Below are 24,644 nucleotides of genomic sequence, written 5' to 3'. Positions count from 1 at the left end.
ATGCACGCGACCGCCACGGGCGCCGTCGACGACGCTCGCTGCCGGCTACGCCGTGACATGCCATTCCATGATGCATTTCAATCTGACTGAAGGGGTGCTGGTCTCCAGCCTGCAGGGGCTCACCGCGTTCGAACTGGCCGGCATCGCCGTCGCGCTGCTGCTCGGCGGGATGGCCAAGGGCATCACCGGCATCGGCGTGCCGCTGATCGCGATGCCGATCCTCAGCCAGTTCCTGCCGATCCGGCATGCGGTGCTGCTGCTGTCGATGCCGATCATCCTCGGCAACATCCCGCAGGCGCTGGAAGGCGGCCAGGTACTCGCGACGGCACGCAAGATCGCGGCCCCGATCGCCGGCACCGTGATCGGCAATGTCGTCGGCGTGGCGATCCTGCTGTCCCTCAATCCCGGTCACGCACAGGCCGCCTCCGGCGCGCTGCTGATCGTGGCCGCGACACTGATGCTCGCGGCGCCGAAGCTCGACCTGCCGCAAGCGTGGCAAAAGCCCGTCGGTTTCGCGCTCGGCTTCGGTGCGGCGCTGATGGAAAGCATCGCATCGGTGCCCGGCCCGCTGCTCGCCACCTACCTGATTTCGTCGGGCGCGACCGGGCGCGTATTCACGAAGCAGATCGCGATCATCCTCGTGGTGTCGATCGTCACGCTGATCACGACGTTCAGCGGCGCGGCGCACGCGAGCGGCGCCGACCTCGCGATCTCGGCGGCCGCCAGCCTGCCGGCGATTGCCGGCATGTGGCTGGTTCGCCCGCTGCGGGACAAGATGTCGCCCCGGATCTTCAGGATGGTCGTCCTGCTGTTCGTGCTCGTCGCGGCGGCGCAGATGATCTGGAAGTCGGGCGTATTTCGGCACGGCGGATCGGCCACGGCCCAGACGGGTGGTGTGCACGCGACCCAGCCGTCGATCGCGCATGCGTTCTGAAAGCTGCCACGCGTAGTATGCGCAGACCACCCGGCGTATCGCTCCGACCGACAGCGCGGACGATACGCGGCCGGCTTTGCTGCACGTACGCTGATACCGATGTCAGCATGGCCATGTCGTCAGAGGCAAGAAATGGAAACGTATGTATTGCTGGGCTGCGGATTGGGCCTTGGCCTGTTGATCGCGATCTGGGGCATCTGGTCGCTCCGCTGACGCGCGGCGGCCCCGTCCGCGCGCAAGGAATCCGTCTGGAGCAGGACGCGAAACCGTCGTGTCGATGAACGGTTCCGGTCGATTTGATTCGCAGTCCGATTCGGCCTGCCATCGCCCGCCTCCGAGCCGTCGGCCATCGCCGCCGCCCGGCACGCAGCCCGTCCGGCCCCGCGCCCTGCTCCATTCCCGAAGACGCGTTAGACTAGTCGGATGGAACAATGCCGTTATTGCCAGAGAATCCGCGATGAATGGGATTGCCACGGCGACGAATGCCGCCGGGCAATCGCCAAGGCGCTGCGCCGGCAGCGCGCCGGCCTGCCGATGGTCCCCGACCGCATCCGCAACGAGCTGCCGTCCGGCGCGCCGACCCAGCAGGTGATCGCCGTCCTGTCCCGCCAGCGCCTGCGCGCGCGGCGCGGCAACGAAGAACGCCGCGAGCGCAAGGAAATCGACGACGACGGGGTCTGATCCGACAGCCTCGCCGCTTCGACGCGATATTCGGCGGCCCTTGCCGCCGCGCGCATGCCCGTGCGGCCCCTCTGTTCACGCTCCCGCCAATTGCTTGCAATCCCCGCAATACCGAATGGGGACGGAAGACGTTCGTCTCGAAATTATTACCTCGAGCGCAACGATCTTTCACTCAAACTCGCGTTTACCCTAGGTGAAGCGACGCCTACGATGTAATCAACCGCTGACGACATGGTGTCGAACGCGGAAAGCCAATAAACATCGGAGGTCATCATGAAATCGCTCGTTTCCGCAGTCGTTGCCGCCGCCGCCCTGTCCGCGTCGTTCGGCGCATTCGCCCAAAGCACCGTGACCCGCGCCCAGGTGCGCAACGAACTGGTCCAGCTCGAAAACGCGGGCTACAAGCCCAGCCAGTCGAGCCCGTACTACCCGGCCGACATCCAGGCCGCGCAAGCCCGCGTGCACGGCATCGACAACAGCGGCGCCGGCTCGCAACCGGCCGCGACCGTCGAGGGCGGCGCACCGGTCGTCCGCGCGCAGAACCCGCGCGACTCGGTCTACTTCGGCCACTAAGCCTGCCGCTGCGCGCTTCGCACCTGCAGCCCGCCCATGCGACGAGCCCGTCCCGCGACGGGCTCGTCGCGTTTCGGCCCGCGGTCAGCGGCTGCCGCCGGATGCGACGCGGCCAGTCTCGTCGGGTGCGCCGCTGCGCACCAGATCCTGGTAGCGCACGCACACGCACTGCGGGGACGCCTTCGCCGCGTACATCGCCGCGTCGGCCTTGACGAGCAACTCCTCGGCCGACGCGCCATCCGCCGGAAACTCGCTGACGCCGATGCTCGCGCCGACGGCCATGCGCCCTTCGTCGAACTCGAGCGCCTCGGCCATCACGATCTGGATGCGCGACGCGACATCGCCGATCACCGCCGGCGAACGCACATCCGACATCAGCACGATGAATTCGTCGCCGCCCAGCCGCGCCACCATGTCGCCGCTGCGCAGCACCTGGCTCAACCGCTTCGCGACTGCAACGAGCGTACGGTCGCCAACCGAATGCCCGTGCTGGTCGTTGATCTGCTTGAAGCGGTCGAGATCGACGAACATCACCGCCAGCCCCTCGCGCACCGCGGCCGCATGCCGGATCGCGGCATCGAGATGCTCCATGAACAGCAGGCGGTTCGGCAGGCCCGTCAGCGGATCGTGGCCGGCGAGGTGCGTGAGCTCCTGCTGCTTCGCGCGCAGCATCGCGACCTGTGTGCGAATCTCGACGCGCATGCTGTCGAAACAGCGCGCGAGCACGCCGATCTCGTCGGCCCGCGCGACCGGCAGCCGTTCGGCGGCCGGATCGTCGAACACGTGCGTGGCGGCACGCGCCAGCGTCTGCAACGGCCGCGTGATCGCCCGCGCGAACAGGATCGCGAGGATGACCGCCAGCAGGCTCGATACGAGCACCATCCTGACGATCCGTTCGCCCAGCATGCCGGCCGGCGCGAGCACGTCGGCGAGCGGCCGGCCCATTCCCAGCACGACGAAGCGGTTGCCTTCGTCGTGTCCGAACGGCGTGCGGACGAACGCGAACATCTGGCCGGGCGCCGCATCGGGCTGCGCAAGGCCATTGAGCGTCACGTTCATGCGTCCGCTGTCGAACAGCGCGCGCGTGACGGCAAAGCGATCCTGCATCAGCACGCGCCGGCCGCGATCGAAGCCGAACGTCTGTTCCGGATCGGGATGCACGAGAAAATCGCCCCACTCGTTCGCGAGATAGACCGCATAGTCGTCCGGCAAATCGCGTTCGAGCCGGTCGAACACGCGCGACAGCTCGACGTCGACGACGAGCGCGCCGACCGTCTGGCCCGCTGCGTCGACCACCGGCGTGCCCACGCGCAGGATCGGCAGCCCCTCCGCCGCGTGCGAGCCCGTCTCGTGATTGACCACGATCGGCGACAGGTAGATGTGGCCAGGCGCCGTCGCGAGCGTATCGAATACATAGGAGAACTGCCCTTTCTCCTGGAATTCGCGTTCGGGCAGCACGACGATGCCGCGCGCATCGCGATCGAGGCGAATGCGTTCGATCCCGAAATGCCCGCGCGCGATCAGACGGATCTGCAGGTATTCCGCGTGATTCCGCATGAAGCTGTAATACACCTGTTCGAGCCGCATGCGGCGCGCGTCGTCCGGATGGTCGGCGCCCGCGACGAACGCGGACGACGGCAACTGCGCGAGCACGAGCGCATCGTCGGCGACGTCGGCGAGCGCGGTCGTGAAGCGCTGCCCGAGCAGTTGCGTCGACATCAGCAGACTGTGCTGCGCCTCCTGCACGAGCATCGCGCGGTTGGCGCGATACGCGTAGTAGCCGGTCGTGCCGGACGCGATCACGCCGATGCACGCGAACAGCACCGACAGCTTCGACGTGAGCCCGAGCCGGATCATTTTCCGAACCGCTCCGGCCGGTCGCCCGACACGATGCGGCCCCACAGCGATTCGCGGCGCGCGATGTCCTCCACGGGCTGAAGCCATACGAGATGCTCGTGCCCGGTGTCGAGGCCGCGCGGCGGCTCGAGCGTGTTCGCGAGCCCCTGGCGCTCGGTCAGCAGCGCGCCGATCGCCGGTTCGAGCATGTAGTTGATCCACGCGAACGCGAGCTCGGGACGCAGCGCGCCGCGCGTGACGGCCCAGCAGTCGAGCCACGCGAGCGCGCCTTCGTCCGGGATCACGTAGCCGACGTCCGCGCCGGCGCGGCGCAACTGCTCGACCTGCTGCGTGCCGTAGTTGCCGAACATCAGCGCCGCGCGATGCTGGACGAACAGCGCGGTCGCCTCTTCCGGAAGCGTGTAGTAGGTCAGCAGGTTGCGGCGCAGGTCGATCAGCTTGCGCGCGACGGCAAGCGTCTGCGCGGGCGACAGACGGAACGGATCGGGATAGCCGAGCGCCAGCGCCGTGAACGAGAAATTGTGCTGCGCGCTGTTGAAGTCGAGCACCTTGCCGCGATAGCGCGGATTCCACAGTTCGCGCATCGAGCGCGGCGCGGCCGGCACCTGCTTGCGGTCGTAGATCAGCCCCATCGACGAATAGGTGAACGGGACTGCGTAGGACGCGCCGTCCTGCACGAGGCCGCCGATCATCGCGAGCTGCTGGAAATTCGGCAACTGCCGCCGCCGGTTCGGGATGCGCGACAGGTCGACCGGCGCGAGCAGGTGCTCATGCGCATAGCGCTGGATCTCGGCCGTGTTCGCGGCCAGCACGTCGTACGGCGGCGGCGAGGCGCTGTGCAACCGCGTCCACAACGCTTCGTCGGAATCGACCAGCGTCACTTCCACACGCACATGAAACTGCGCCTCGAATGCGCTGACGATATCGCTGTCCGCATAACCGGGCCACGCCAGCACGCGCAGCACGTTGTCGTTGACGGTTTCGGGTGAGGCGGCGACGGCCGGCGGGACGGGCGCCAGTAAGCCTACCGTCAATATGACAAGCAGCGTACGCACGGCGCGGCGCGCGCGCGTGCCTGCGCCGATTCCCCTGATCAATCGGACCCCGCGTGAATCGCCCGGCTGCATTCGACTGTCCTTTTTCGAGTCGATGCGATATCCCGCAACGAGACCATAAAACGCAGGGTCACGCAATCGGAACAAGCCGCACACGGCGCATATTCATTGGCCTTGCGACTGAATGCGACGCAGTTACCGGGGCCTGCATCGCGGCGCGAATGCAAGCATGCGCGGATACGCGAAGACGAACGTCAGCGCCAGGCCTGCGTGAATTCCGCGATCACGCGCGACAGGTGCGCGCGCATCGCGTCGCGCGCACCGTCCGCGTCGCGCGCCATGATCGCCGCGAAGATCCGCTGGTGATCTTCCTGCGACGCTTCGCGCAGCGCGGTCGAGTGAAAGTGCTCCTCGATCTTGTCCCACAGCGGATCGCTGCGCGCGCAATCCCACATCGCCGTGACCATGTGCAGCAGCACCGTGTTGCCGGTCGATTCCGTGATTCGCAGGTGGAACTGGCGATCGGCCGCGTCGTAGGCGGCCTTGTCGTTCATCTGCTCGCGCATCGTCGTCAGCGAGAAAAACAGGCGGTCGAGATCGGCATCCTTGCGTTCGGTCGCCGCGAGCGCCGCGACTTCCGCCTCGATCAGCCCGCGCGCGCGCAGCGTCTCGATCGGCCCGGGGCCGCGCGGGACTTCGAACGTCACCGGCCGCGCGGCATCGGCCGCCGACACGTAGATGCCCGAGCCGATCCGCACCTCGACGATCCCCTGCACCTCGAGCGCGATGATCGCCTCGCGCACCTGCGTGCGGCTTACGCCGAACTGGTCGGCCAGGCTGCGCTCCGACGGCAGCCGCGCACCGGCTTCGAACGCGCCGGCGGCCACCATCGCGTGAATCTGCCGCGCAAGGCCGATATAGGAGCGGTCCGCGGCATCGGTGTCGCGGCTGGCGGGCAGGCTGGAAAGATCGGTCATCGGAAGGCTCGCAACAGGCTGGCGGGCGCCGCTGCGGCGCCGGATCGTCAAAATGGTACACCAATTTGGCGACACCCCGGCTCGCCCGTTGGCCGGCCTCGCCTGACGCTTTCGGAAACGTCACACGGGCCGACGCTTGCCCGAACAACTGGTAAACCACTATCCCTCAAAACTGGCATACCAATCATAATCCGCACACCGACGACGGGCCGGCACGCTGCCGCCGCGCTCGTCCAACGCATGAACCGCCAGCCAGGAGCCGCTCCAGTGAAGATGTCTTTCCGTTGGTACGGCGAGTCCGATCCGGTCTCGCTGCAATACATCCGCCAGATCCCCGGCGTCACGCACATCGTGTCCGCGATCTACGACGAACCGGTGGGCGAAGTCTGGCCCGCGCACAAGATCGAAGCGCTGAAGGCGACGATCGAACGCGCCGGCCTGCAGTTCGACGTCGTCGAATCGGTGCCGGTGCACGAGGACATCAAGCTCGGCAAGCCGGGCCGCGACCGCCTGATCGACCACTACCGGCAGACCATCCGCCATCTCGGCGCGGCCGGGATCCGCGTCGTCTGCTACAACTTCATGCCCGTGTTCGACTGGACGCGCACCGAGCTGTCGAAGACGCTCGACGACGGCTCGACCTGCCTCGCGTTCAGCACCGACGCGGTCGACCGGATCGATCCGAACGACGGCATCGCGCTGCCCGGCTGGGATTCCAGCTACCGGCCCGAACAGTTGCAGGCGCTGCTCGCCGACTACCGCGACGTCGACGAGAACGCGCTGTGGGCCAACCTCGAATACTTCCTGAAGGCGATCATTCCGGTCGCCGAGGAAGCCGGCGTGAAGATGGCGATCCACCCCGACGATCCGCCGCGCCCGATCTTCGGGCTGCCGCGCATCGTGAAGAACCGCGACGATCTCGCGCGGATCGTGCGTCTCGTCGACTCGCCCGCGAACGGGTTGACGCTGTGCTCGGGCTCGCTCGGCGCCGGCCCCGAAAACGACGTCGAAGCGCTCGTGCGCGAGTTCGGCGCGATGGGCCGCATCCATTTCGCGCACATCCGCAACGTGAAGGTCGACGCGAACGGCGATTTCGAGGAAACCGCGCATCTGTCGAGCTGCGGCTCGCTCGACATCGCCGCGATCGTGAAGGCGTACCACGACACCGGTTTCACCGGCTACGTGCGCCCCGACCACGGCCGCATGATCTGGGGCGAGACGGGCAAGCCCGGCTACGGCCTCTACGACCGCGCGCTCGGCGCGGTCTACCTGAACGGCCTGTGGGAAGCGCTGGCGAAGTTCGACCGCGCGCCGCAAGCGTCGCAGTAATTCGCCTTTCGAGGCGGCCGGCGCAGCGGATCGCCGGTCGCCCGCCACGACATTCCGCGCGGAGACACCGCCATGCCACGCATCCGATGGGCCATGATCCTGATGTGCTTTCTGGCCAACGTCATCAACTTCATCGACCGCGCGAACCTCGCGATCGCGGCGCCCAGCATCCGTGCCGACCTCGGGCTCGACGCGGTCGGCATGGGGCTCGTGCTGAGCGCGTTCTTCTGGACCTATGCGTTCCTGCAGTTACCGGCCGGCTGGTTCATCGACAAGGTCGGCGTGCGCGTGAGCCTCGCGCTGGCCGTCGGCTGGTGGTCGGTGTTCACCGTCGCGACCGGCGCCGCGCGCGGCCTCGCGCAACTGGTCGGCGTGCGGCTGATGCTCGGCGTCGGCGAAGCGGCCGCGATCCCGTCGTTCGCGAAGGTCGCGTTCAACTGGTTCCCGCGCAGCGAGCGCGGCCTCGCCAGCAGCATCTTCGACAGCGGCTCGCGCGTCGGCTCCGCGCTGTCGCTGCCGCTCGTCGCGTGGCTGATCTCGCTCGTCGGCTGGCGCGGGTCGTTCGTGATCACGGGCGGCATCGGCATCGTGTGGGCGCTGGCGTGGTGGTTCGTCTATCGCGACCCGGAACGCTATCGCGCGATCGCGCCGGACGCCGTCGATGCGCTGCTCGCGCAACGCGGCGCGCCGATGGTTGCGGCCGCAACCGACGGCCCGAAGGTGTCGTGGCTCGACCTGTTCCGCTACCGCACCGTGTGGGGGATGATGATCGGCCTGTTCTGCCTGAACTTCGCGATCTATTTCTTCATCACGTGGTTCCCGAGCTACCTGCTGCAGTCGCGCGGCTTCTCGCTCGCGTCGCTCGGCACGTGGGGCATGCTGCCCGCGCTGCTCGCGATTCCCGGCGGCTGGCTCGGCGGCTACGTGTCGGACAGCCTGTTCCGCCGCGGCTGGAGCGCCACCGCCGCGCGCAAGACCTGTCTCGTGCTCGGCATGCTGCTGTCGTCGTCGATCGCGCTGTCCGCGTTCGTCGAAAACGTGTGGGCCTGCCTCGGCCTGTTCGCACTCGCATATGCCAGCCTGTCGTTCGCCGGCGCCAACGTATGGACGCTCGTCGGCGAAGTCGCGCCGACGCCCGCGCACGTCGCGTCGCTCGGCGGCATCCAGAACTTCGCGGGCAATCTCGCGGGCATCTTCATCACGACCTTCACCGGCGTGATGCTGTCGATCACGAAAGGCTCGTTCGTGGTGCCGCTCGCGGTGGCCGGTGCGCTGTGCGTGGTCGGGGCGTTGTCGTACCTGTTCGTGGTCGGCAAGGTCGAGCCGTTGCCGCCGCTGCGTCGCGGCGGCAGCGGACGGAATGTCGAGCCGAACGCGGCGTGACGCGGCGGGACGGCGCGGCCGAAACACCCGCGCTTTCCTTTTCGGGCCGCGCATCGGACAATGAGCCGCGCCCGCCGGCGCGGCGCCGCTCCGGCCCGCGTGCGGCGACGCAGCGCTCCGCCCACGCCGATGAAACGCTACGAAACCCTCGCCCATACGATCGCCGACGACATCCGCAACGGCAACCTCGCCGTCGGCACGCGCCTGCCGTCGTTGCGGCAGATCATCGCGCAGCATGGCGTGAGCCAGTCGACGGTATTTCGCGCGTATTACCTGCTCGAACAGTGGGGGCTGATCCGCGCGCGCGAACGCTCGGGCTACTACGTCGCGCCGGGCGCGCAGCCGGCCGCGAGCCCGGCAACGAAACGCCGTACGCGCCGCACCGACGCAACCCGCAAGGTCGACATCAGCAATCTCGTGTTCTCCGTGCTCGATGCGGCCACGCAGCCCGGCATCGTGCCGCTCGGTTCCGCGTTCCCGGCGCCGCAGCTGTTTCCGCTGCCGCGTCTGGCGAAGTCGCTCGCGCAGGCCACGCGGCTCGTGAGCCCGTGGAGCACGGTCGTCGACCTGCCGCCCGGCAACGAGGCGCTGCGCCAGCAGATCGTGCGGCGCTATCTCGCCACCGGCATCTCGCAGCCGATCGACGAACTCGTCGTCACGAACGGCGCACTCGAAGCGCTGAACCTGTGCCTGATGGCGGTCACGCGGCCGGGCGACGTCGTCGCCGTCGAAGCGCCCGGTTTCTACGCGGCGCTGCAGGCGATCGAGCGGCTCGACCTGCGCGCGGTCGAGATTCCCGTCGATCCGCGCACTGGCCTCGACCTCGCCGCGCTCGCGAACGCGCTCGACCGGCACGACATCCGCGCGTGCTGGTTCATGACCAATTTCCAGAATCCGACCGGCGTCACGCTGACCGCCGACAAAAAGCGCGCGCTCGTCGAATTGCTCGCGGCGCGCAATGTGCCGCTGATCGAGGACGACGTCTACGGCGAACTGCATTTCGGCCCGGACTATCCGCTGCCCGCGCGCGCATTCGACCGTCACGGCCTCGTGATGCACTGCAGCTCGTTCTCGAAGACGCTCGCGCCCGGCTACCGGATCGGCTGGGCCGCCGCCGGCCGGTTCGCGGAGAAAGTGCAGCGGCTCAAGCTGATGACGACGCTGTCGGCCAGCATTCCCGCGCAGGCCGGCATCGCGAACTATCTCGAGCACGGCGGCTACGACCGGCACCTGCGCGTGCTGCGCGGCGCGCTGCACGCGCAGCTCGACCGGATGGACGACGCGCTGCGGCGCTGGCTGCCGGCCGGCGTCGAGTGGGTGCGGCCGGAAGGCGGGTATTTCCTGTGGCTCGCGTTTCCCGACGCGATCGACGCGATGGCGCTGCATCGCGAGGCGATCGCACGCGGCATCAGCTTCGCGCCGGGTCCGCTGTTTTCGGCCGCGCACGGCTTCGAGCGCTGCGTGCGCGTGAACTTCGGCCATCCGTGGAGCCGCGACATCGAGCGCGCGATCCGCGTGCTCGGCGAACTGGTCGCGCAGCCGTCGGTCCGCAAGGCCGGCTGAGCGCGCAGGAAGCGCGCCGCGCTGCCGGTGTCGCGGCCATGCAGCCGATCCGCGCGCGGGTTACATTGCAGGTCCCGCCGCCCCTTCACGATTGCCCATGAGCCCACTGCCTTACCTCGATCACGACGCGCTGCTGACACTGACGGCCGAAGCGGCGCACGTCACGCAGCCATGCACGTGCACCAAGACCTCGCTCGCCGGCTGGACGACCCTGCCGCTGTCGCTGCCGGACACGCAACTGCTCGAATTGGCCACGCTCATGCCGCCGGGCGATGCCGAGCCGACCTACGCGGAATATCATCCGGCCGGCACGCACTATGCATCGGACGACGCGCCGATCGCGCCGCGCCATTTCCCGTACAACCGCTGCACCGTCAGCCGCTGCCGCCCGTGCGGCCGCCTGTTCCTGCGCTACCAGGAAGGCGGCGGCTACTTCATCGACCAGCGCATCCGCGCGCTCGATCCGGCGCTCGTCGTCGACGCATGACCGCGCTCACGGGCATGCACGCATGCCCGGCCTGCGCCGGCGCCCCGCCGGCCATCTGCTGCGCCTTTTCCGTCCCGATCTGCTGCTTGTCCCGCCGCACCGCGTTCCCTACGCTGTCTTCCGTTGCCTGACATCCGTCGCAACGCCCTGCCGCGCCGCGCGCCCTGCCGCGCCGCGCGCCCTGCGCGCCGCGGCGCCTCTCGCGTATCACGTCATGTATCGATATACCGATTTCGACCGGGCGCTCGTGCGCAGCCGCGCCGCCCAGTTCCGCGACCAGCTCGAACGCTGGCAGCAAGGCACCCTCGGCGAGGATGCGTTCCGGCCGCTGCGCCTGCAGAACGGCTGGTACGTGCAACGCCACGCGCCGATGCTGCGCGTCGCGGTGCCGTACGGCGAGCTGTCCAGCGCGCAGCTTCGCGTGCTTGCGCGGATCGCGCGCGATTACGACGTGCCCGACGACGCCACCTACCGCGCCGCGTGCGACGCGCAGGCCTTGCTCGGCACGTTGCGCCTGCCGACCCGCAGCGCGCACTTCACGACCCGCACCAACGTGCAGTTCAACTGGATTCCGCTCGCGAAGGCGGCCGACGTGATGGATCTGCTCGCGACCGTCGACATGCACGGCATCCAGACCAGCGGCAACTGCATCCGCAACATTTCGTGCGACGAACGCGCGGGCGTCGCGCCGGACGAGATCGCGGATCCGCGCCCGTTCGCCGAGGTGATGCGTCAATGGACGACACTGCACCCCGAATTTGCGTTCCTGCCGCGCAAGTTCAAGATCGCGATCACCGGTGCGACCGAGGATCGCGCGGCGACCGACTGGCACGACGTCGGGCTGAAGCTCGTGCGCGACGACGCGGGCGCGCTCGGCTTTCGGGTGAGCGTCGGCGGCGGGATGGGCCGCACACCGATGATCGCGACGCTGCTGCGCGCGTTCCTGCCGTGGCAGCACGTGATGAACTACATCGAGGCGATCGTCCGCGTGTACAACCGCTACGGGCGGCGCGACAACAAGTACAAGGCGCGGATCAAGATCCTCGTGAAGACCGAAGGGCAACGCTACATCGACGACGTCGAGGAAGAGTTCCGCCAGATCGTCGACCTCGACGGCGGCCCGCACACGATCCCGCAGGCCGAATTCGAGCGCGTCGCCGCGTCGTTCGTGCCGCCGCGGTTGAAGCCGCGCACGCTCGACCTCGCCGACGCGAATGCGCGCGTCGCCGCGCAGGCGAGCCGTCATCCGGCGTTCGCGCGCTGGCTCGCCCGCAACGTCGCCGACCACCGCGACCCGGCGCTGCGCATCGTCACGCTGTCGTTCAAGCGCCGCCTGCAGGCACCGGGCGATGCGTCGCCGGAGCAGCTCGACGCGCTCGCCGAGCTCGCCGACCGCTTCACGGCCGGCGAGGCCCGCGTCACGCACACGCAGAACGTCGTGCTGCCGTGGGTGCACGTCGACGACCTGTTCCTGCTGTGGGAAAACGCCCGCGCGATCGGGCTCGCGAGCGCGAACGTCGGGCTGCTGACCGACATGATCGCGTGCCCGGGCGGCGATTTCTGCGCGCTCGCGAACGCGCGCTCGATTCCGGTCGCCGACGCGATCGCCGAGCGCTTCGACGATCTCGACCTGCTGCACGACGTCGGCGACATCGACCTGCACATCAGCGGCTGCATCAACTCGTGCGGCCATCATCACAGCGGCCACCTCGGCATCCTCGGCGTCGACAAGGACGGCGCGGAGTGGTACCAGGTCACGCTCGGCGGCTCGGACGGCTCGAGCGCGAGCGGCCCCGCGCGGCCGGGCAAGGTGATCGGCCCGTCGTTTTCGGCGGACGAGATCGTCGATGTCGTCGACGCGATCGTCAACGCCTATCTCGACGCGCGCATCGACGCGAACGGTCGCGGCGAACGATTCATCGACACGGTGCGCCGCATCGGCACGGAACCGTTCAAGGCCGCCGCGAACGCCGCACGTCATCAGGAAGAGCCGGCATGAAGCACGAGACCTCGAACCCATCCGCACGCATCCGGCTGCTGACGCCGGCCGAGCACGCAGACGACACGCAGCAGCACGACGCGACGACACTGACGATCGGCAACGACGAGGAACTGCCGCCGCTGGCCGCACGCATCGCGCACGCCACGCGCATCGACCTGCAGTTTCCGTCGTTCACCGACGGCCGCGCATACAGCCAGGCCTACCTGCTGCGCAAGCGCTACGGCTTCGCCGGCGACCTGCGCGCGACCGGCGACGTACTGGTCGACCAGTTGCTGCTGATGGAACGCACGGGGTTTTCGAGCGCGGTGCTCGGCGACGCCGCCGATCTCGCGGTCGCACGGCGGCAGCTCGACCGGTTTCCGGGCTTCTATCAGCGCGATGCGCGAACGGTCATGCCGCCGCGGGACGCGGCGGCGCAGCCCGGAAAATGAAACGGGCGGCTCGCTGGCCGCCCGTCCGATGAACCGGAACCAAACCGGCCGGTGCCTGCCGTCACGCGGGCGCCGGCCGATGTTCAGCGCGCCGCCACCGGCTTGCCGAACCCGCCGAGGATCTTCTTCTCGAGCGCGATGTAATCGCGGCCGAAGTGATGATCGCCCAGCGTCCTGATCACGTCGGCGCCCGTGTTCGCGAGCGCCGGACACATCGTGTCCGTCTCTTCCGCACCGTAGAAGCACTGCACGAGCGTCGGCGGTACCTTCGCGATTTCCGGCGCGACCTTCAGCGCCTTGTCGCTCGCGGGCATGCCGAGCCAGCCCGTCACGCGGATCTGGAAATCGGCCGACGGCGCGAAGCCGAGCAGCGACACCACCGCGACCTTGTCGCGCAGGTCGGCCGGCAGCCGGTTGTACGCGAACGGCATCACGTCCGCGCCGAACGAGTAGCCGACCAGCGCCACGCGGCCGGCATGCCAGCGCGCCATGTAGGTGCGCATCACGCGGGCCAGATCGCGGCTCACCTGCGCGGGCGGCTTCTCGCTCCAGAAATAACGCAGGCTGTCGATGCCGACCACCGACACGCCGTCGCGCTGCAGCGCCTCGGCGATCGTCTTGTCGAGATCGCGCCAGCCGCCGTCGCCCGAAATCACGATCGCGAGCCGGTCGCTGCCACCCTTGGCCGGCAGCTCGACGAGCGGCAGGTCGGAGACGTCGAGCTCGTCGTTGCTGCCGGTGGTGTCGCGCAGGTGCGGCGTGACGAGCGACACGAGCTTCGCGGTGTCGCCCGCGGCAGCCGTTTCGACGAAGCCCGGCATCGCGCGTCGCACGATCGTCGGATCGGGCGGGCACGGCTTGAAGCGCGGATCGAGCTTCGCGGCCGGACCGACCGCGACGACGCCGGCGATCGTGTTCTCCGGCGCCATCGCGAGGATCTGCTTCGCGATCGCGCCGCCCTGGCCCACGCCCGCGACGATCGGCGTGAAATAGCGCGACGACTGCGCGAGACGTTCGAGCTGATGGCTGACCGCCTCGGCGTCGCCGTCGAGGTGGTGGCAAGTCTCCTGCTTCGCGGCGAGATTCGCCGCGTAACGCGCGGAATCGACGCCGACCGTCATCGCCCCGGCTTTCGCGAGCGCGTCGGCCGCCTGCTGATCGGCGGCCCGCCAGCCGCCCTCACGCGAGAACAGCACGACGAACCCGCGCAGCGGCCCGCTCGGCCTGGTCACGGTCACGGGCCCGTAGCGGCCGCCGGACACGGTTTCGGCTTTCACCGCGGCCGGCTGCGTGGCGCACGCGGCGCCGGCCAGCATCATTCCCGCGCAGGCGGCTGCCGCCCGCGCGATACCCTTCTTCGACATCATGAACGCCGACCTCCAGCCAGCAATGACAGATCCGCCAGCGTGACGAACACGCCGACCGAGCCCGAGGCCGCGAGATAACGCGGCTCCCAGTGCGGTTCGAACTTGCTCTTGAAAGCGCGCAAGCCGCGGAAGTTGTAGAAGCGGCCGCCGAAGCGCCAGACCATCAGGCCGAGCCGGTGGAACGGCGACGGCATCTTCGCCGCCCCCATCCCCGAGAACGGCGCGATACCCAGGCTCAGCTTGCGGAACCCCGCTTCCTTCAGATGCAGCGCGAGCTGCGTAAACAGATACTCCATCGCGTACGGCGAAGCCTCCGGCAGATGGCGCATCACGCCGACCGTCGCCTCGGTGTTGAGGTCGGTCGTCATGAACGTGACGAACGCGATCGGCTTGTCGGCCTGCCGCACCAGCATCACCGACTGCGTCGCGAGATAGCCGTCGTGGAACGCGGCCACCGAGAAGCTCTTTTCGCGCGCATCGCGGCTGTCGAGCCAGCCGTCCGAGATGCCGCGCAGCGCCGGCAGCGCGGCCGGCACGTCGCCCGGCGCGATCACCTCGACCGTCAGCGCATCCTTGTCGCCGCGCCGCAGCGCATAGCGCAGATGCGAACGGTTCGATCCCTTCAGGTCGAACTGGTCGAGCGCGATGTGCGCTTCCTCGCCCAGCTTCATCAGCGTGAGCCCCGCGTCGAGATACAGCGGCAGCGCGTTCGCGCGCACCTGGTAGAACGCCGCGCGGCCGCTGTGCGCATGCGCGAGCGCAATGAACTTGCTGATCAGCGCCGGCCACTCTTCACGCGGCCCGACCGGGTCGTGCAGCGCGGCCCACGTGCGGCCGTTCTTCGCGTACATCAGGAACGCGCGCCGCGACTCCGAGAACAGGAACGACTTGTCGCCCATCAACGCCAGGCCCGCATCGCTGCATTCCTGCGCGCGGATGATCTGCTCCGCGTCGACCAGGTCCTGCTCCGCGGGCTTCACGAACCGCCCGGGCGCCGGGCGCAGCAATTGCCACAGCGCGAACAGCGCAACGAACACGCCGGACGCGAGCGTCGCGCGCAGCGCCCGCGGCGCACGCGCGTCGAACGAGAAATGCGACCACAGCTCGCGCGTGTAAGGCACGTCGCGGAACGCGAAGAACAGCACCCACACGGCCAGCATCAGCACCATCGCGACCGACACGAACCAGCTGACGGTGAAGCGCTCGGCCAGCAGCGACGAATGACGATTGAAGCGGCGGCGGCTGACGAGCAAAAGCACGAGCAGCGTGCCGAGCACGCCGGCCTCGACGAACGCGAGACCCTTGGCCAGCGACAGCGCGAGGCTCGCGAGCGTCAACGCGAAGGTCATCCACCACGCGCCGTCGAGCCGGCGCAGCAGCCCGCGCGCGACGAACAGCAGCGCGACGCCAAGCACGCTGCAGATCACCTGCGAGCCTTCGAGCACCCACAGCGGCACGATGTGGCGCAGGATCGCGATCCGGTGCCAGAACGCGGGCGTCGCGCTCGAGATCACCAGCATCCCGCCGACCGCGAACGTCACGAGGCTCAGGAACACCGGCGCGAGCTGCGACACGCGCACGGCCTGCCGCGTCACGAGCCGGCGCCGCAGCGCGCGGCCCTCGAAGCCGGCCAGCAGGCCGGCCGACAGCACGAGCGGCACGCCGAAATAGATCGCGCGATACGCGATCAGCGCGGCGACCATCGCGTGCGCGGGCACTTCGCGACCGAGCGTGAAGACCATCGCCGCCTCGAACACGCCGATCCCGCCCGGCGTATGGCCGATCATCCCGAGCAGCAACGCGGCCGCATAAACGGTAATGAAGGTCGGGAAGCCGACCGGCGCTGCCGGCAGCAACACCCACAGCGTCAGGCCCGCGGCCACCACGTCGAGCACCGCATAGACGACCTGCGCGACGAGATCGCGCCGCGCCGGCACGTCGAACGACAGCCATTTGAAGCGCGTGACGACCGGGCGCGCGGTGTTGCCGCACAGCGCGACCAGCGCGGCGAGCGCGACGAGCAACGCGGCGCCCGTCCACGTGAGCACGCCGGGCCCGACGTGCAGCATCGCGGCGAGCGCCTCCGGCACGCAGACCATGCCGACCGCCGTCATCAACACCATCGCGAGCGCCAGCGTGCCGCTGGTGAACACCGTCATCCGGCCGATCTGGGCCGGCGTGACGCCCGACACACCGTACACGCGCGCACGCACCGCGCCGCCCGTCAACGCGCCGAAGCCGGTCGCATTGCCGAGCGCGGAACCGGCAATCGCGCCGATCCACAGCGCGACGCGCGGCACCTTGGCCGCGACATAGCGCAGGCCGACCGCATCGCGGGCGACGAGCGCGAGATAGCTGAGGGCCGTCGCGGCCAGCGACGCGCCCCACTCGGCGACGGACATGTGACGCAACTGGCGGATCACCGACCGGTAGTCGACGGATTCCGACAGATGCTGGAAAACCACGATCAGCAGCAGGCCGATGCCGAGCGCGAGCAGCGGCGACAGCACGCGCTCGTTGCGGATCAGCGCCCGGGCACGGGCGATCACCGCCGCGGCACGGCCGGGCGAACCAGAGTGGCGGGAAGACATAACGTGTTCAGTGGTGGTGCATAGCGTGTCGCGGCGCGGGTTGGCCGGCGGCGACGTATCTGGTTGTTCTGCATGGGCGGCCGGCCGAAGACGGGCTCGTGGCGCCTGGATCAGAACTTACGAGTATACGGAATTAATATTACAGAATCTTTCACGTCGGCTTTGTGCGGATTTGTGGTGTCTCTCGCATCAAAACGCATAAAGAAACCGTGCGTCCTACGAACGCAAGGTGCGCATCATACCGGGAACCGGGGCGGTTTTTTCATCGGATGAATGACTTGCGATGCATTTGGGAGGAATCTGCCGGCACGGCGCCAGCCGAAGAGGACGAAAGCGTCGTGTCGCGAGGCTTTCCCGGAATGGGGGCAGATTGATTCGGACCTCCGCGTGCGCGCAGAAACGTCCGGCCTCCCTTACTTCGCCCGCTCGTGCTCCCCCAACCCGATCGCCTTGTAATCGTAAGTCGGATAGAACTCCGTCCGGTACACCCCCCACGCCGTATCCTCCAGCACGCGATTGACCTCGCGCAGCCGCGCCGCCGGCAATCGCAGCACGACGATCTGCCCGATTCCCATCGTCACCGTCCAGCTCACCACCTCGACGCCCGGCGGCGGAAACGCCTTGTAGAACCCCTGCTTCGCAAGCTGCGCATTCAGCTCGGCGAGCGGCCGCGATTCGTCGTGTTTCAGGAAAACGGTCAGCAGGACCGCGTTGTCGGGCGTCGCGACGGCCGATCCTGCCGGCACCGTCGACGTCTGGCCGACGGCCGGTGCGCTGGAAATCGCGGCGGCCGCCAACGCTGCGGCAATCACGCCGGTTCGAATCGAAAAATGCGGAAATCCGGTCATCACGCAACTCCATGGCGTCGTGGCGGGAGTCGCCATCATGCGCCGACGAATCGATCGCTGCAGTGAGCCGCGCCGATGCGACTACGCCGCGTCCGCGCCAGCGCGCTCGCGCAGCACGTCGATGAACGCGCGCAGCTTGGCCGGCACGTGCTTGCGATTCACGTAATACAGCCACATCGGCGGCAGCGTGCGGCACGTACCGGGCAGCACCTCGACGAGCGTGCCGTCGCGCAGGTCCTGCTCGATCCGCTCGCGCATGAACGCGAACGCAATGCCGACGCCCGCGCGCGCTGCATCGATCACCGCATCGGCATCGTTCGTCACGAATACGCCGTCCGGGTCGAGATCGACGTCGCGTCGCCCGTCGTGCAGCAGCCATTTGTGCAACCGCCCGCTTTCCGTGAACCGGAAACGGATGCACGCGTGACGCTCGAGCTGCGCAATCGACGCCGGCGCACCGTGCCGCGCCAGATAACCGGGCGACGCGACCAGCGCACACGTCAACGCAGGCGCGATCCGTACGCCGATCATGCCCGGCTGCAGCCGGTCGGCGAGGCGAATGCCCGCATCGAACCCCTCCTTTGCGATGTCGACGAGTTCGTTCTCGTAGCGGATTTCGAGCCGGACTTTCGGATAGCGCTCACGAAACGGGGCGAGCACCGGCGCGATCACGAGCAAGCGCGCGAGCGGCAGCGCGGTCACGCGCAACAGCCCGCTCGGCTCGCTGCGCGCATCCTTCAGCGCGTCACGCGCCTGCATGACCTGACGGTACGCGGGCTCGGTCTGCCGCCAGTAACGCTGGCCGGCTTCCGTGAGACTCACGCCGCGCGTGCTGCGGTTGAACAGCTTCACGTTGAGCTCGCCCTCGAGCTGCCCGATCGACAGGCTGACGGCGGCCGGCGTCAGGCCCAGCGCGGCGGCGGCCCGCGTGAAGTTGCCGGCCGTCGCGACGGTCATGAACACGTGCAGGCCGGCCATCGGATCGCGTCTGCTCATCGCTTGCCCATCATTAAAAAAACTTGAAACTGCTTCGAGTGGAATGCGGATTCTCCCATATACCGCCACTGCCTACACTGGCGCTGTCGTCCTGTCGGAGCCCTTCGCATGAACCCGCTCACCGCCGCGCTGCCGCTCGCCGTCGCCCGCCGCACGATCGACGCGGCCCTCGCGCAAGCCGCGTCGCTGCAGGTAGCCGGCGTCGCGATCGCCATCGTCGATGCCGGCGCGAACCTGCTCGCGTTCGTGCGCACCGACGACTGCTTTCTCGGCGCGATCGATCTCGCGCAGCGCAAGGCGCTGACGGCGGTCCGCTTCCGCGCGTCGACCGGCGCGCTCGGCGCGATGTCGGGCGACGGCCCGCTGCGCGGCATCGAACACAGTCACGGCGGGCTCGTCACGTTCGGCGGCGGCGAGCCGCTCGTCGACGGCGACGGACGCTGCGTCGGCGCGATCGGCATCTCGGGCGGCAGCGTCGACGAAGACACCGCGATCGCGCAGCACTGCCGCGACCTTTTTCAGGCAACGTTCCACTCCACAAGGTAAGCACATGGCACAGAAACGCATCCTCATCACCGGCGCGGGCACCGGCTTCGGCCGCGAAGTCGCGCTGCGGCTCGCCGAGCGCGGTCACGACGTGACGGCCGGCGTACGCGCCACGGCCGAGATCGACGACGTCATGGCCGCCGCCGCGCAACGCGACACCACGCTGCGCGCGATCAGGCTCGACGTCACGTCGGCCCACGACCGCGCGCGCGCGGCCGAGCTCGACATCGACGTGCTCGTGAACAACGCGGGGGTCGGCGAAGCCGGCGCGCTGGTCGACCTGCCGGTCGAGATCGTCCGCGCGCTGTTCGACGTGAACGTGTTCGGGCCGCTCGCGCTCACGCAGCAGATCGCGCGCGGGATGCTCGCGCGCCGGCACGGCAAGATCGTGTTCGTGTCGTCGATCGCGGGCCTGATCACGGGGCCGTTCACGGGGGCGTACTGCGCGTCGAAGCACGCGATCGAATCGGTGGCCGAGGCGATGCACGCGGAACTCGCGCCGCACGGCATCCGCGTCGCGGTCGTGAACCCCGGCCCGTACCGCACGGGCTTCAACGACCGGATGATGGAAACGACGCGGCGCTGGCACGATCCGGCCGTGCATACCGTGACGCCCGAGCGGCTGACGTTCCCGCTCGAACAGCACGACCCGGAGGAAATGATCGCGAAGATGGTCGACGTGATCGACGGCGACGGCGGCGCGTTCCGCAACCTGCTGCCGGCGGCGTCGGAAGCGTTCGTGCGCGCCGAGCAGGCGCGTGCTTGGGAACGGCAGCAGTAAGCGCCGCCGGCGAAGCGGCGGACCGACCGTCCGCCGCTCGCGCGAATCTCAGTACACGTCGCGCATGTAGCGCCGCGCCTTCGAAAGCCGCGCGACGTAGTCGTTCGCGGCTTCCTCCGACATGCCGCCGTGCCGGGCGACGATCGCCTTCAACGCCGCATCGACGTCCTTGGCCATCCGCGCGGCGTCGCCGCACACGTAGAAGTGCGCGCCCTCTTCCAGCCACGCGAACAGCTCGGCGCCCTGCTCGCGCATCCGGTCCTGCACGTAGACCTTGTCGGCCTGGTCACGCGAGAACGCGAGATCGAGCCGCGTCAGGAAGCCGCTGTCGCGCATCTCGCTCAGCTCGTCGCCGTAGTAGAAGTCGGTCTGCGCGTGCTGCTCGCCGAAGAACAGCCAGTTGCGCCCGCGCGCGCCGCGCGCCCGCCGCTCGTGCAGGAAACCGCGGAACGGCGCGACGCCGGTGCCCGGCCCGACCATCACGATCGGCACGTCGCCGTTCACCGGCGGCCGGAAGTGCGCGGACTTCTGCACGAACACCGGCACGCGGCCGTCGTCCGCGCGATCGGCGAGGAACGTCGACGCGACGCCTTTGCGCGCGCGCCGGCCGTTGTGATAGCGCACGGCCGACACGGTCAGGTGAATCTCGCCCTCGTGCGCGCTCGGGCTCGACGCGATCGAATAGAGGCGCGGCTGCATGCGCTTGAGCATGCCGACCAGCTCGGCGCCCGACAGCTCGATCGGATATTCGTGCAGCACGTCCGCCAGCTGCTGCCCCCACAGCCATTGCTTGAGGTCGCCCTTGCGATCGTCGCCGAGCAGCGACTTCAGCGCGCCGTTCGCGCTGCGCGACGCGATGAAGGCCAGCGTGTCCGGATGCGGGCGCGTGATGTCGAAGTGGCGTGCGAGCGCATCGCCGAGCCGGACATCGCCGACGCCCGGCACCGACACGGGCGCATCGGCCTTCAGCGCGGTGACGGACAGCAGTTCGTCGACCAGTTCCGGGCAGTTGGTAGGCCACACGCCGAGCGCGTCGCCGGCTTCGTATTCGAGGTTCGCGCCCTGGGTCGACAGCGACACATAGCGCGTGTCCTTTGCAGCGCCCGGCCGGTTCAGCCGCAGGTTCGCGACGAGCTTCGACGGCGCGGGATGCGCCTTCGTCGGCAGCAGCCCCGACGGGCTCAACCCGCCGGACGGCACCGCGTGCAGCGCGGCATCGGCTTCCTTGATGCGCGCGACCACGCGTTCGAGCCACTGGTCGGCCTCGTGCTGGAACTCGACGTCGCAATCGACGCGGGCGCACAGACGTGCCGCGCCGAGCTCCGCGAGCCGCGCGTCGAGCCGGCGGCCGTGGCCGCAGAACCGGTCGTAGTTGCGGTCGCCGAACGCGAGCACCGCGAAATGCACGCCGTCGAGCCGCGCGGCGCTGCCGGCCTGCAGCGCGTCCCAGAACTCGCCGCCGTTGTCGGGCGCATCGCCGTCGCCGAACGTGCTCGTCATCAGCAGCACGTATTGCGCGCCGGCCAGCGACGCGACCGGATAGTCGGACATGCACGCGGTGCGGATCTCGAAGCCCGCGTTCATCAGCTTCGTCGCGTAATCCTCGGTCAACGATTCGATGTTGCCGGTCTGCGACGCCCACAACAACGTGACCTTCGGGCGCGGGCGCACGATCCGTACGCCGCCCGCCGCGGCGGCGTCGGCCGGCAGCGCGGGCGCCGCGCCGGTCTGCGCACCGGCAGGCAGCGCGCGGCTGAACAGGCCCGCGAGCATGCCGTCGAGCCAGAACCGCACGGGCGGCGTCAACGGCGCGCCGGCCGGCAGCACGGGCACGCTGCCTTCGCGACGGCCAGCGCTCGCCTTCAGCCCGCTGACGAGGCCCGCCACGTACAGCCGCTCGGTGTCGGTCAGCGGCGGCGGGGCGAGATCGGCGACGCCGAGCGCGGCCGCGAAAGTGTCGATGTCTGCCATGTCGGATTCCTGTGAAGCAGTCGCGTGCATCATCGCCGGCGCGGGCCGCGCGTCGTCGGCGCATGCATCGGGTTGCGCGGTGTCGTCGTCGACCGGCGCGAACGCATCGGCTTCGACCCGTGTCAGCGCGACCGCGCAGTATTTCAGTTCGGGTTGCTGCGATTCGGGGTCGATCGCGTCGTTCGTCACCGCGTTGATGCACAGGTCGTCGCCGTATACGTCGTTCCAGTGCATCGGCGCGAAACAGTTGCCGCGCCGCACGCGCTCGGTCACGACGGCCGGCAGCACCGCGCGGCCGCGCGCCGAACGAATCTCGACGCTGTCCTTCGCGGCGATGCCGAGCGCGCTCGCATCGTCCGGGTGCAGTTCGACGAACGGGCGCGGGTTGAGCTTGTTCAGCATCGCGACCTTGCCGGTCTTCGTCATCGTGTGCCACTGATGCTGCAGCCGCCCGGTGTTCAGCACGATCGGGAACGTGTCGTCCGGCAGCTCGGCCGGATCGACGTGCGGCCGCGCGAAAAAGCGCGCCTTGCCCGACGGCGTCGGGAACGCGATGCGCGGGGCGTCGCCGCCGTCGGCTGCGGCGCGCAGCGGCTGGTTCACGCCGTCGTTCAGGTAGCGGATCGGGTGCCGCGCGCGCGCGGTGCCCGGCGCGACCGGCCACTGCACGGGCCCGTCGCGCAGCGCCGCGTGGCTCGCGCCGCGCAGGTCGTAGCCGGTCGCGGGGTTCGAGAAACGGACGATCTCGTCGAACACGTCGGCCGCGGACGCATAGTCGAACGCGTCGCCGAACCCCATCGCGCGCGCGACTTCCGCGACGATGCGCCAGTCGGGCAGCGCGTCGCCGGGTGGCGCGACCGCCGCGCGCATCAGCGTCATGTTGCGCTCGGAGTTGATCATCACGCCGTCGCCCTCGGCCCACAGCGCACCGGGCAGCAGGATGTCCGCGTAGCGGTTGGTCTCGGTGTCGAGGAACGCGTCCTGCGCGATCACGAGTTCCGCGGCCTGCAACCCGGCGATCACCGTGCGTCGGTTCGGCACGGTCGCGACCGGGTTCGTGCAGACGATCCAGCACGCCTTGATGTCGCCGGCCGCCATCCGTTCGAACAGGTCGACCGTGCCGTTGCCGGTGTCCTTGCGCAGCGTGCCGGCCGGCACGCGCCACAGGGTCTCGACGAAGCGGCGGTCGTCGTCGGACGCCACCGAGCGCTGGCCCGGCAGCCCCGGCCCCATGTAGCCCATCTCGCGCCCGCCCATCGCGTTCGGCTGGCCGGTCAGCGAGAACGGCCCGCTGCCCGGGCGGCAGATCCTGCCGGTCGCGAGATGCAGGTTGCAGATCGCGTTGGTGTTCCACACGCCGTGCGTGCTCTGGTTGAGCCCCATCGTCCAGCAGCTCGTCCATTCCGGCGCGTCGCCGATCCATTGCGCGGCCGTGCGGATGTCGGCTTCCGCGAGCCCGGTGATCCCGGCGACACGCTCGGGCGTGTAGTCGGCGAGGAACGCGGGCATCGCATCCCAGCCTTCGGTGTACGCGTCGATGAACGCGGCGTCGGTGCGGCCGTTCGCATGCAGCAGATGCAGCAGCCCGTTGACCAGCGCGAGATCAGTGCCCGGCCGGATCTGCAGGAACAGATCGGCCTTGTCGGCGGTGCCGGTGCGGCGCGGATCGACGACGATCAGCTTCGCGCCGGCCTTCACGCGATCCATCATCCGCAGGAACAGGATCGGGTGACAGTCGGCCATGTTCGCGCCGATCACGAAGAACAGGTTCGCGCGATCGAAATCCTGGTACGACCCGGGCGGGCCGTCCGCGCCGAGCGACTGCTTGTAGCCGGTGCTCGCGCTCGCCATGCACAGGCGCGAGTTCGACTCGATGTTGTTGGTGCCGACGAAGCCCTTCGCGAGCTTGTTGACGAGGTATTGCGCCTCGATCGACAGCTGCCCCGACACGTAGAACGACAGCGCATCGGGCCCGTGCGCATCGAGCACCGCGCGCAGCCGGCGCGCGGTCTCGGCGATCGCGTCGCGCGCCGGCAGCGGCACGAGGTCGTCCTCGCGCGCGCGGCGCACGAACGCGCGATCGAGCCGCCCCGAGCGGCGCAGCGCGACGTGCGCCGACGAACCTTTCGTGCACAGCCGCCCGAAGTTGGTCGGATGGTCGGCGTCGCCGGACACCTTGACGACTTCGCCCTCCTCGACGTGCAGCACCATGCCGCAGCCGACACCGCAGTACGGGCACACGCTCTTGACGGGGGTCGCGGTCATGGGCGCT

At 69.0% G+C, this 24,644-nt stretch carries 19 protein-coding genes; 11 read left to right on the top strand and 8 right to left on the bottom strand.

Annotated features, from left to right (window positions below; genetic code table 11):
* Positions 1 to 67 precede the first annotated feature (67 nt).
* The 3 genes from MMB92_RS29305 (at position 68) to MMB92_RS29295 (ending at position 2,188) form a co-directional block, all read left to right on the top strand.
* Positions 68 to 934 (top strand): sulfite exporter TauE/SafE family protein, encoded by an 867-nt coding sequence (locus tag MMB92_RS29305; RefSeq protein WP_046337914.1) that lies wholly within the window; start codon positions 68 to 70, stop codon positions 932 to 934.
* Between the two features lie 423 nt (positions 935 to 1,357).
* Positions 1,358 to 1,615 (top strand): hypothetical protein, encoded by a 258-nt coding sequence (locus tag MMB92_RS29300; RefSeq protein WP_006478949.1) that lies wholly within the window; start codon positions 1,358 to 1,360, stop codon positions 1,613 to 1,615.
* A 273-nt stretch (positions 1,616 to 1,888) separates the two neighbouring features.
* Positions 1,889 to 2,188, top strand: coding sequence for a DUF4148 domain-containing protein (locus tag MMB92_RS29295; RefSeq protein ID WP_006486001.1), 300 nt, complete (start codon positions 1,889 to 1,891; stop codon positions 2,186 to 2,188).
* A gap of 84 nt (positions 2,189 to 2,272) precedes the next feature.
* Here the strand turns inward: MMB92_RS29295 and MMB92_RS29290 are convergent, their stop codons facing one another.
* The 3 genes from MMB92_RS29290 to MMB92_RS29280 all read right to left on the bottom strand — a co-directional run bounded on the left by MMB92_RS29290 (position 2,273) and on the right by MMB92_RS29280 (position 6,077).
* On the bottom strand, positions 2,273 to 4,045 hold the full coding sequence (locus tag MMB92_RS29290; RefSeq protein WP_058903190.1) for a sensor domain-containing diguanylate cyclase: 1,773 nt from the start codon (positions 4,043 to 4,045) through the stop codon (positions 2,273 to 2,275).
* Positions 4,042 to 5,172 (bottom strand): extracellular solute-binding protein, encoded by a 1,131-nt coding sequence (locus MMB92_RS29285; protein WP_060211163.1) that lies wholly within the window; start codon positions 5,170 to 5,172, stop codon positions 4,042 to 4,044. Before MMB92_RS29285 ends, MMB92_RS29290 begins: the two co-directional genes overlap by 4 nt.
* A 182-nt stretch (positions 5,173 to 5,354) precedes the next feature.
* Entirely contained in the window at positions 5,355 to 6,077 is a 723-nt protein-coding gene (locus tag MMB92_RS29280; RefSeq protein ID WP_058903192.1) for a FadR/GntR family transcriptional regulator, read from the bottom strand.
* A 267-nt stretch (positions 6,078 to 6,344) separates the two neighbouring features.
* On the opposite strand from MMB92_RS29280, the gene uxuA reads away from it, so the two are divergent.
* The 6 genes from uxuA to MMB92_RS29250 all read left to right on the top strand — a co-directional run bounded on the left by uxuA (position 6,345) and on the right by MMB92_RS29250 (position 13,272).
* Positions 6,345 to 7,406 carry a mannonate dehydratase gene (gene uxuA, locus MMB92_RS29275; RefSeq protein WP_006486021.1) on the top strand — a complete coding sequence of 354 codons (1,062 nt, stop codon included), beginning with the start codon at positions 6,345 to 6,347 and terminating at the stop codon, positions 7,404 to 7,406.
* 72 nt (positions 7,407 to 7,478) lie between these two features.
* Complete coding sequence (locus MMB92_RS29270; RefSeq protein WP_043204671.1) at positions 7,479 to 8,789, top strand: MFS transporter; 1,311 nt, start codon at positions 7,479 to 7,481, stop codon at positions 8,787 to 8,789.
* 129 nt (positions 8,790 to 8,918) lie between these two features.
* On the top strand, positions 8,919 to 10,352 hold the full coding sequence (locus MMB92_RS29265; RefSeq protein WP_084751494.1) for a PLP-dependent aminotransferase family protein: 1,434 nt from the start codon (positions 8,919 to 8,921) through the stop codon (positions 10,350 to 10,352).
* 97 nt (positions 10,353 to 10,449) lie between these two features.
* Positions 10,450 to 10,839, top strand: a complete 390-nt coding sequence (locus MMB92_RS29260) for a hypothetical protein (protein ID WP_034202268.1) — start codon at positions 10,450 to 10,452, stop codon at positions 10,837 to 10,839.
* Between the two features lie 214 nt (positions 10,840 to 11,053).
* A complete protein-coding gene (locus tag MMB92_RS29255; protein WP_084751495.1) occupies positions 11,054 to 12,838 on the top strand; it encodes a nitrite/sulfite reductase in 1,785 nt (594 codons plus the stop codon).
* Positions 12,835 to 13,272, top strand: coding sequence for a DUF934 domain-containing protein (locus tag MMB92_RS29250; RefSeq protein ID WP_006486022.1), 438 nt, complete (start codon positions 12,835 to 12,837; stop codon positions 13,270 to 13,272). The genes MMB92_RS29255 and MMB92_RS29250 overlap by 4 nt, the downstream gene beginning before the upstream one ends.
* 83 nt (positions 13,273 to 13,355) lie before the next feature.
* On the opposite strand, the gene MMB92_RS29245 is transcribed toward MMB92_RS29250, so the two are convergent.
* The 4 genes from MMB92_RS29245 to MMB92_RS29230 form a co-directional block, all read right to left on the bottom strand.
* Positions 13,356 to 14,639 (bottom strand): AcvB/VirJ family lysyl-phosphatidylglycerol hydrolase, encoded by a 1,284-nt coding sequence (locus tag MMB92_RS29245; RefSeq protein ID WP_060263372.1) that lies wholly within the window; start codon positions 14,637 to 14,639, stop codon positions 13,356 to 13,358.
* Positions 14,636 to 17,230, bottom strand: coding sequence for a bifunctional lysylphosphatidylglycerol flippase/synthetase MprF (gene mprF / locus MMB92_RS29240; RefSeq protein ID WP_048988129.1), 2,595 nt, complete (start codon positions 17,228 to 17,230; stop codon positions 14,636 to 14,638). Before mprF ends, MMB92_RS29245 begins: the two co-directional genes overlap by 4 nt.
* Before the next feature lie 413 nt (positions 17,231 to 17,643).
* A complete protein-coding gene (locus tag MMB92_RS29235) occupies positions 17,644 to 18,078 on the bottom strand; it encodes a hypothetical protein (protein ID WP_006486003.1) in 435 nt (144 codons plus the stop codon).
* Between the two features lie 81 nt (positions 18,079 to 18,159).
* On the bottom strand, positions 18,160 to 19,074 hold the full coding sequence (locus MMB92_RS29230) for a LysR family transcriptional regulator (RefSeq protein WP_006486000.1): 915 nt from the start codon (positions 19,072 to 19,074) through the stop codon (positions 18,160 to 18,162).
* A 108-nt stretch (positions 19,075 to 19,182) separates the two neighbouring features.
* On the opposite strand from MMB92_RS29230, the gene MMB92_RS29225 reads away from it, so the two are divergent.
* Positions 19,183 to 19,620: a heme-binding protein gene (locus MMB92_RS29225; protein ID WP_080323773.1), complete on the top strand. Its 438-nt coding sequence runs from the start codon at positions 19,183 to 19,185 to the stop codon at positions 19,618 to 19,620.
* A 4-nt stretch (positions 19,621 to 19,624) separates the two neighbouring features.
* Positions 19,625 to 20,401, top strand: coding sequence for an SDR family oxidoreductase (locus tag MMB92_RS29220; protein ID WP_084751497.1), 777 nt, complete (start codon positions 19,625 to 19,627; stop codon positions 20,399 to 20,401).
* 48 nt (positions 20,402 to 20,449) lie between these two features.
* Here MMB92_RS29220 and MMB92_RS29215 read toward each other — a convergent pair whose 3' ends face one another.
* Complete coding sequence (locus MMB92_RS29215; RefSeq protein ID WP_084751498.1) at positions 20,450 to 24,637, bottom strand: bifunctional nitrate reductase/sulfite reductase flavoprotein subunit alpha; 4,188 nt, start codon at positions 24,635 to 24,637, stop codon at positions 20,450 to 20,452.
* Between the last annotated feature and the right edge of the window lie 7 nt (positions 24,638 to 24,644).

It is taken from the genome of Burkholderia sp. IO2, from assembly GCF_029522185.1.
In the GTDB taxonomy this organism is placed as follows: domain Bacteria; phylum Pseudomonadota; class Gammaproteobacteria; order Burkholderiales; family Burkholderiaceae; genus Burkholderia; species Burkholderia cenocepacia.
This window is presented reverse-complemented; position numbering and strand designations above follow the sequence as displayed.

What these genes read in the sequence shown, in the direction of transcription:
- MMB92_RS29220 (WP_084751497.1), top strand. Translation starts at nt 19,625, where the DNA reads ATGGCACAGAAACGCATCCTCATCACCGGCGCGGGCACCGGCTTCGGC.
- MMB92_RS29300 (WP_006478949.1), top strand. Translation starts at nt 1,358, where the DNA reads ATGGAACAATGCCGTTATTGCCAGAGAATCCGCGATGAATGGGATTGC.
- MMB92_RS29225 (WP_080323773.1), top strand. Translation starts at nt 19,183, where the DNA reads ATGAACCCGCTCACCGCCGCGCTGCCGCTCGCCGTCGCCCGCCGCACG.
- MMB92_RS29265 (WP_084751494.1), top strand. Translation starts at nt 8,919, where the DNA reads ATGAAACGCTACGAAACCCTCGCCCATACGATCGCCGACGACATCCGC.
- MMB92_RS29285 (WP_060211163.1), bottom strand. Translation starts at nt 5,172, where the DNA reads ATGCAGCCGGGCGATTCACGCGGGGTCCGATTGATCAGGGGAATCGGC.
- MMB92_RS29255 (WP_084751495.1), top strand. Translation starts at nt 11,054, where the DNA reads ATGTATCGATATACCGATTTCGACCGGGCGCTCGTGCGCAGCCGCGCC.
- MMB92_RS29260 (WP_034202268.1), top strand. Translation starts at nt 10,450, where the DNA reads ATGAGCCCACTGCCTTACCTCGATCACGACGCGCTGCTGACACTGACG.
- MMB92_RS29235 (WP_006486003.1), bottom strand. Translation starts at nt 18,078, where the DNA reads ATGACCGGATTTCCGCATTTTTCGATTCGAACCGGCGTGATTGCCGCA.
- MMB92_RS29280 (WP_058903192.1), bottom strand. Translation starts at nt 6,077, where the DNA reads ATGACCGATCTTTCCAGCCTGCCCGCCAGCCGCGACACCGATGCCGCG.
- MMB92_RS29290 (WP_058903190.1), bottom strand. Translation starts at nt 4,045, where the DNA reads ATGATCCGGCTCGGGCTCACGTCGAAGCTGTCGGTGCTGTTCGCGTGC.
- MMB92_RS29270 (WP_043204671.1), top strand. Translation starts at nt 7,479, where the DNA reads ATGCCACGCATCCGATGGGCCATGATCCTGATGTGCTTTCTGGCCAAC.
- mprF (WP_048988129.1), bottom strand. Translation starts at nt 17,230, where the DNA reads ATGTCTTCCCGCCACTCTGGTTCGCCCGGCCGTGCCGCGGCGGTGATC.
- MMB92_RS29250 (WP_006486022.1), top strand. Translation starts at nt 12,835, where the DNA reads ATGAAGCACGAGACCTCGAACCCATCCGCACGCATCCGGCTGCTGACG.
- MMB92_RS29295 (WP_006486001.1), top strand. Translation starts at nt 1,889, where the DNA reads ATGAAATCGCTCGTTTCCGCAGTCGTTGCCGCCGCCGCCCTGTCCGCG.
- MMB92_RS29305 (WP_046337914.1), top strand. Translation starts at nt 68, where the DNA reads ATGATGCATTTCAATCTGACTGAAGGGGTGCTGGTCTCCAGCCTGCAG.
- MMB92_RS29215 (WP_084751498.1), bottom strand. Translation starts at nt 24,637, where the DNA reads ATGACCGCGACCCCCGTCAAGAGCGTGTGCCCGTACTGCGGTGTCGGC.
- MMB92_RS29245 (WP_060263372.1), bottom strand. Translation starts at nt 14,639, where the DNA reads ATGATGTCGAAGAAGGGTATCGCGCGGGCGGCAGCCGCCTGCGCGGGA.
- MMB92_RS29230 (WP_006486000.1), bottom strand. Translation starts at nt 19,074, where the DNA reads ATGAGCAGACGCGATCCGATGGCCGGCCTGCACGTGTTCATGACCGTC.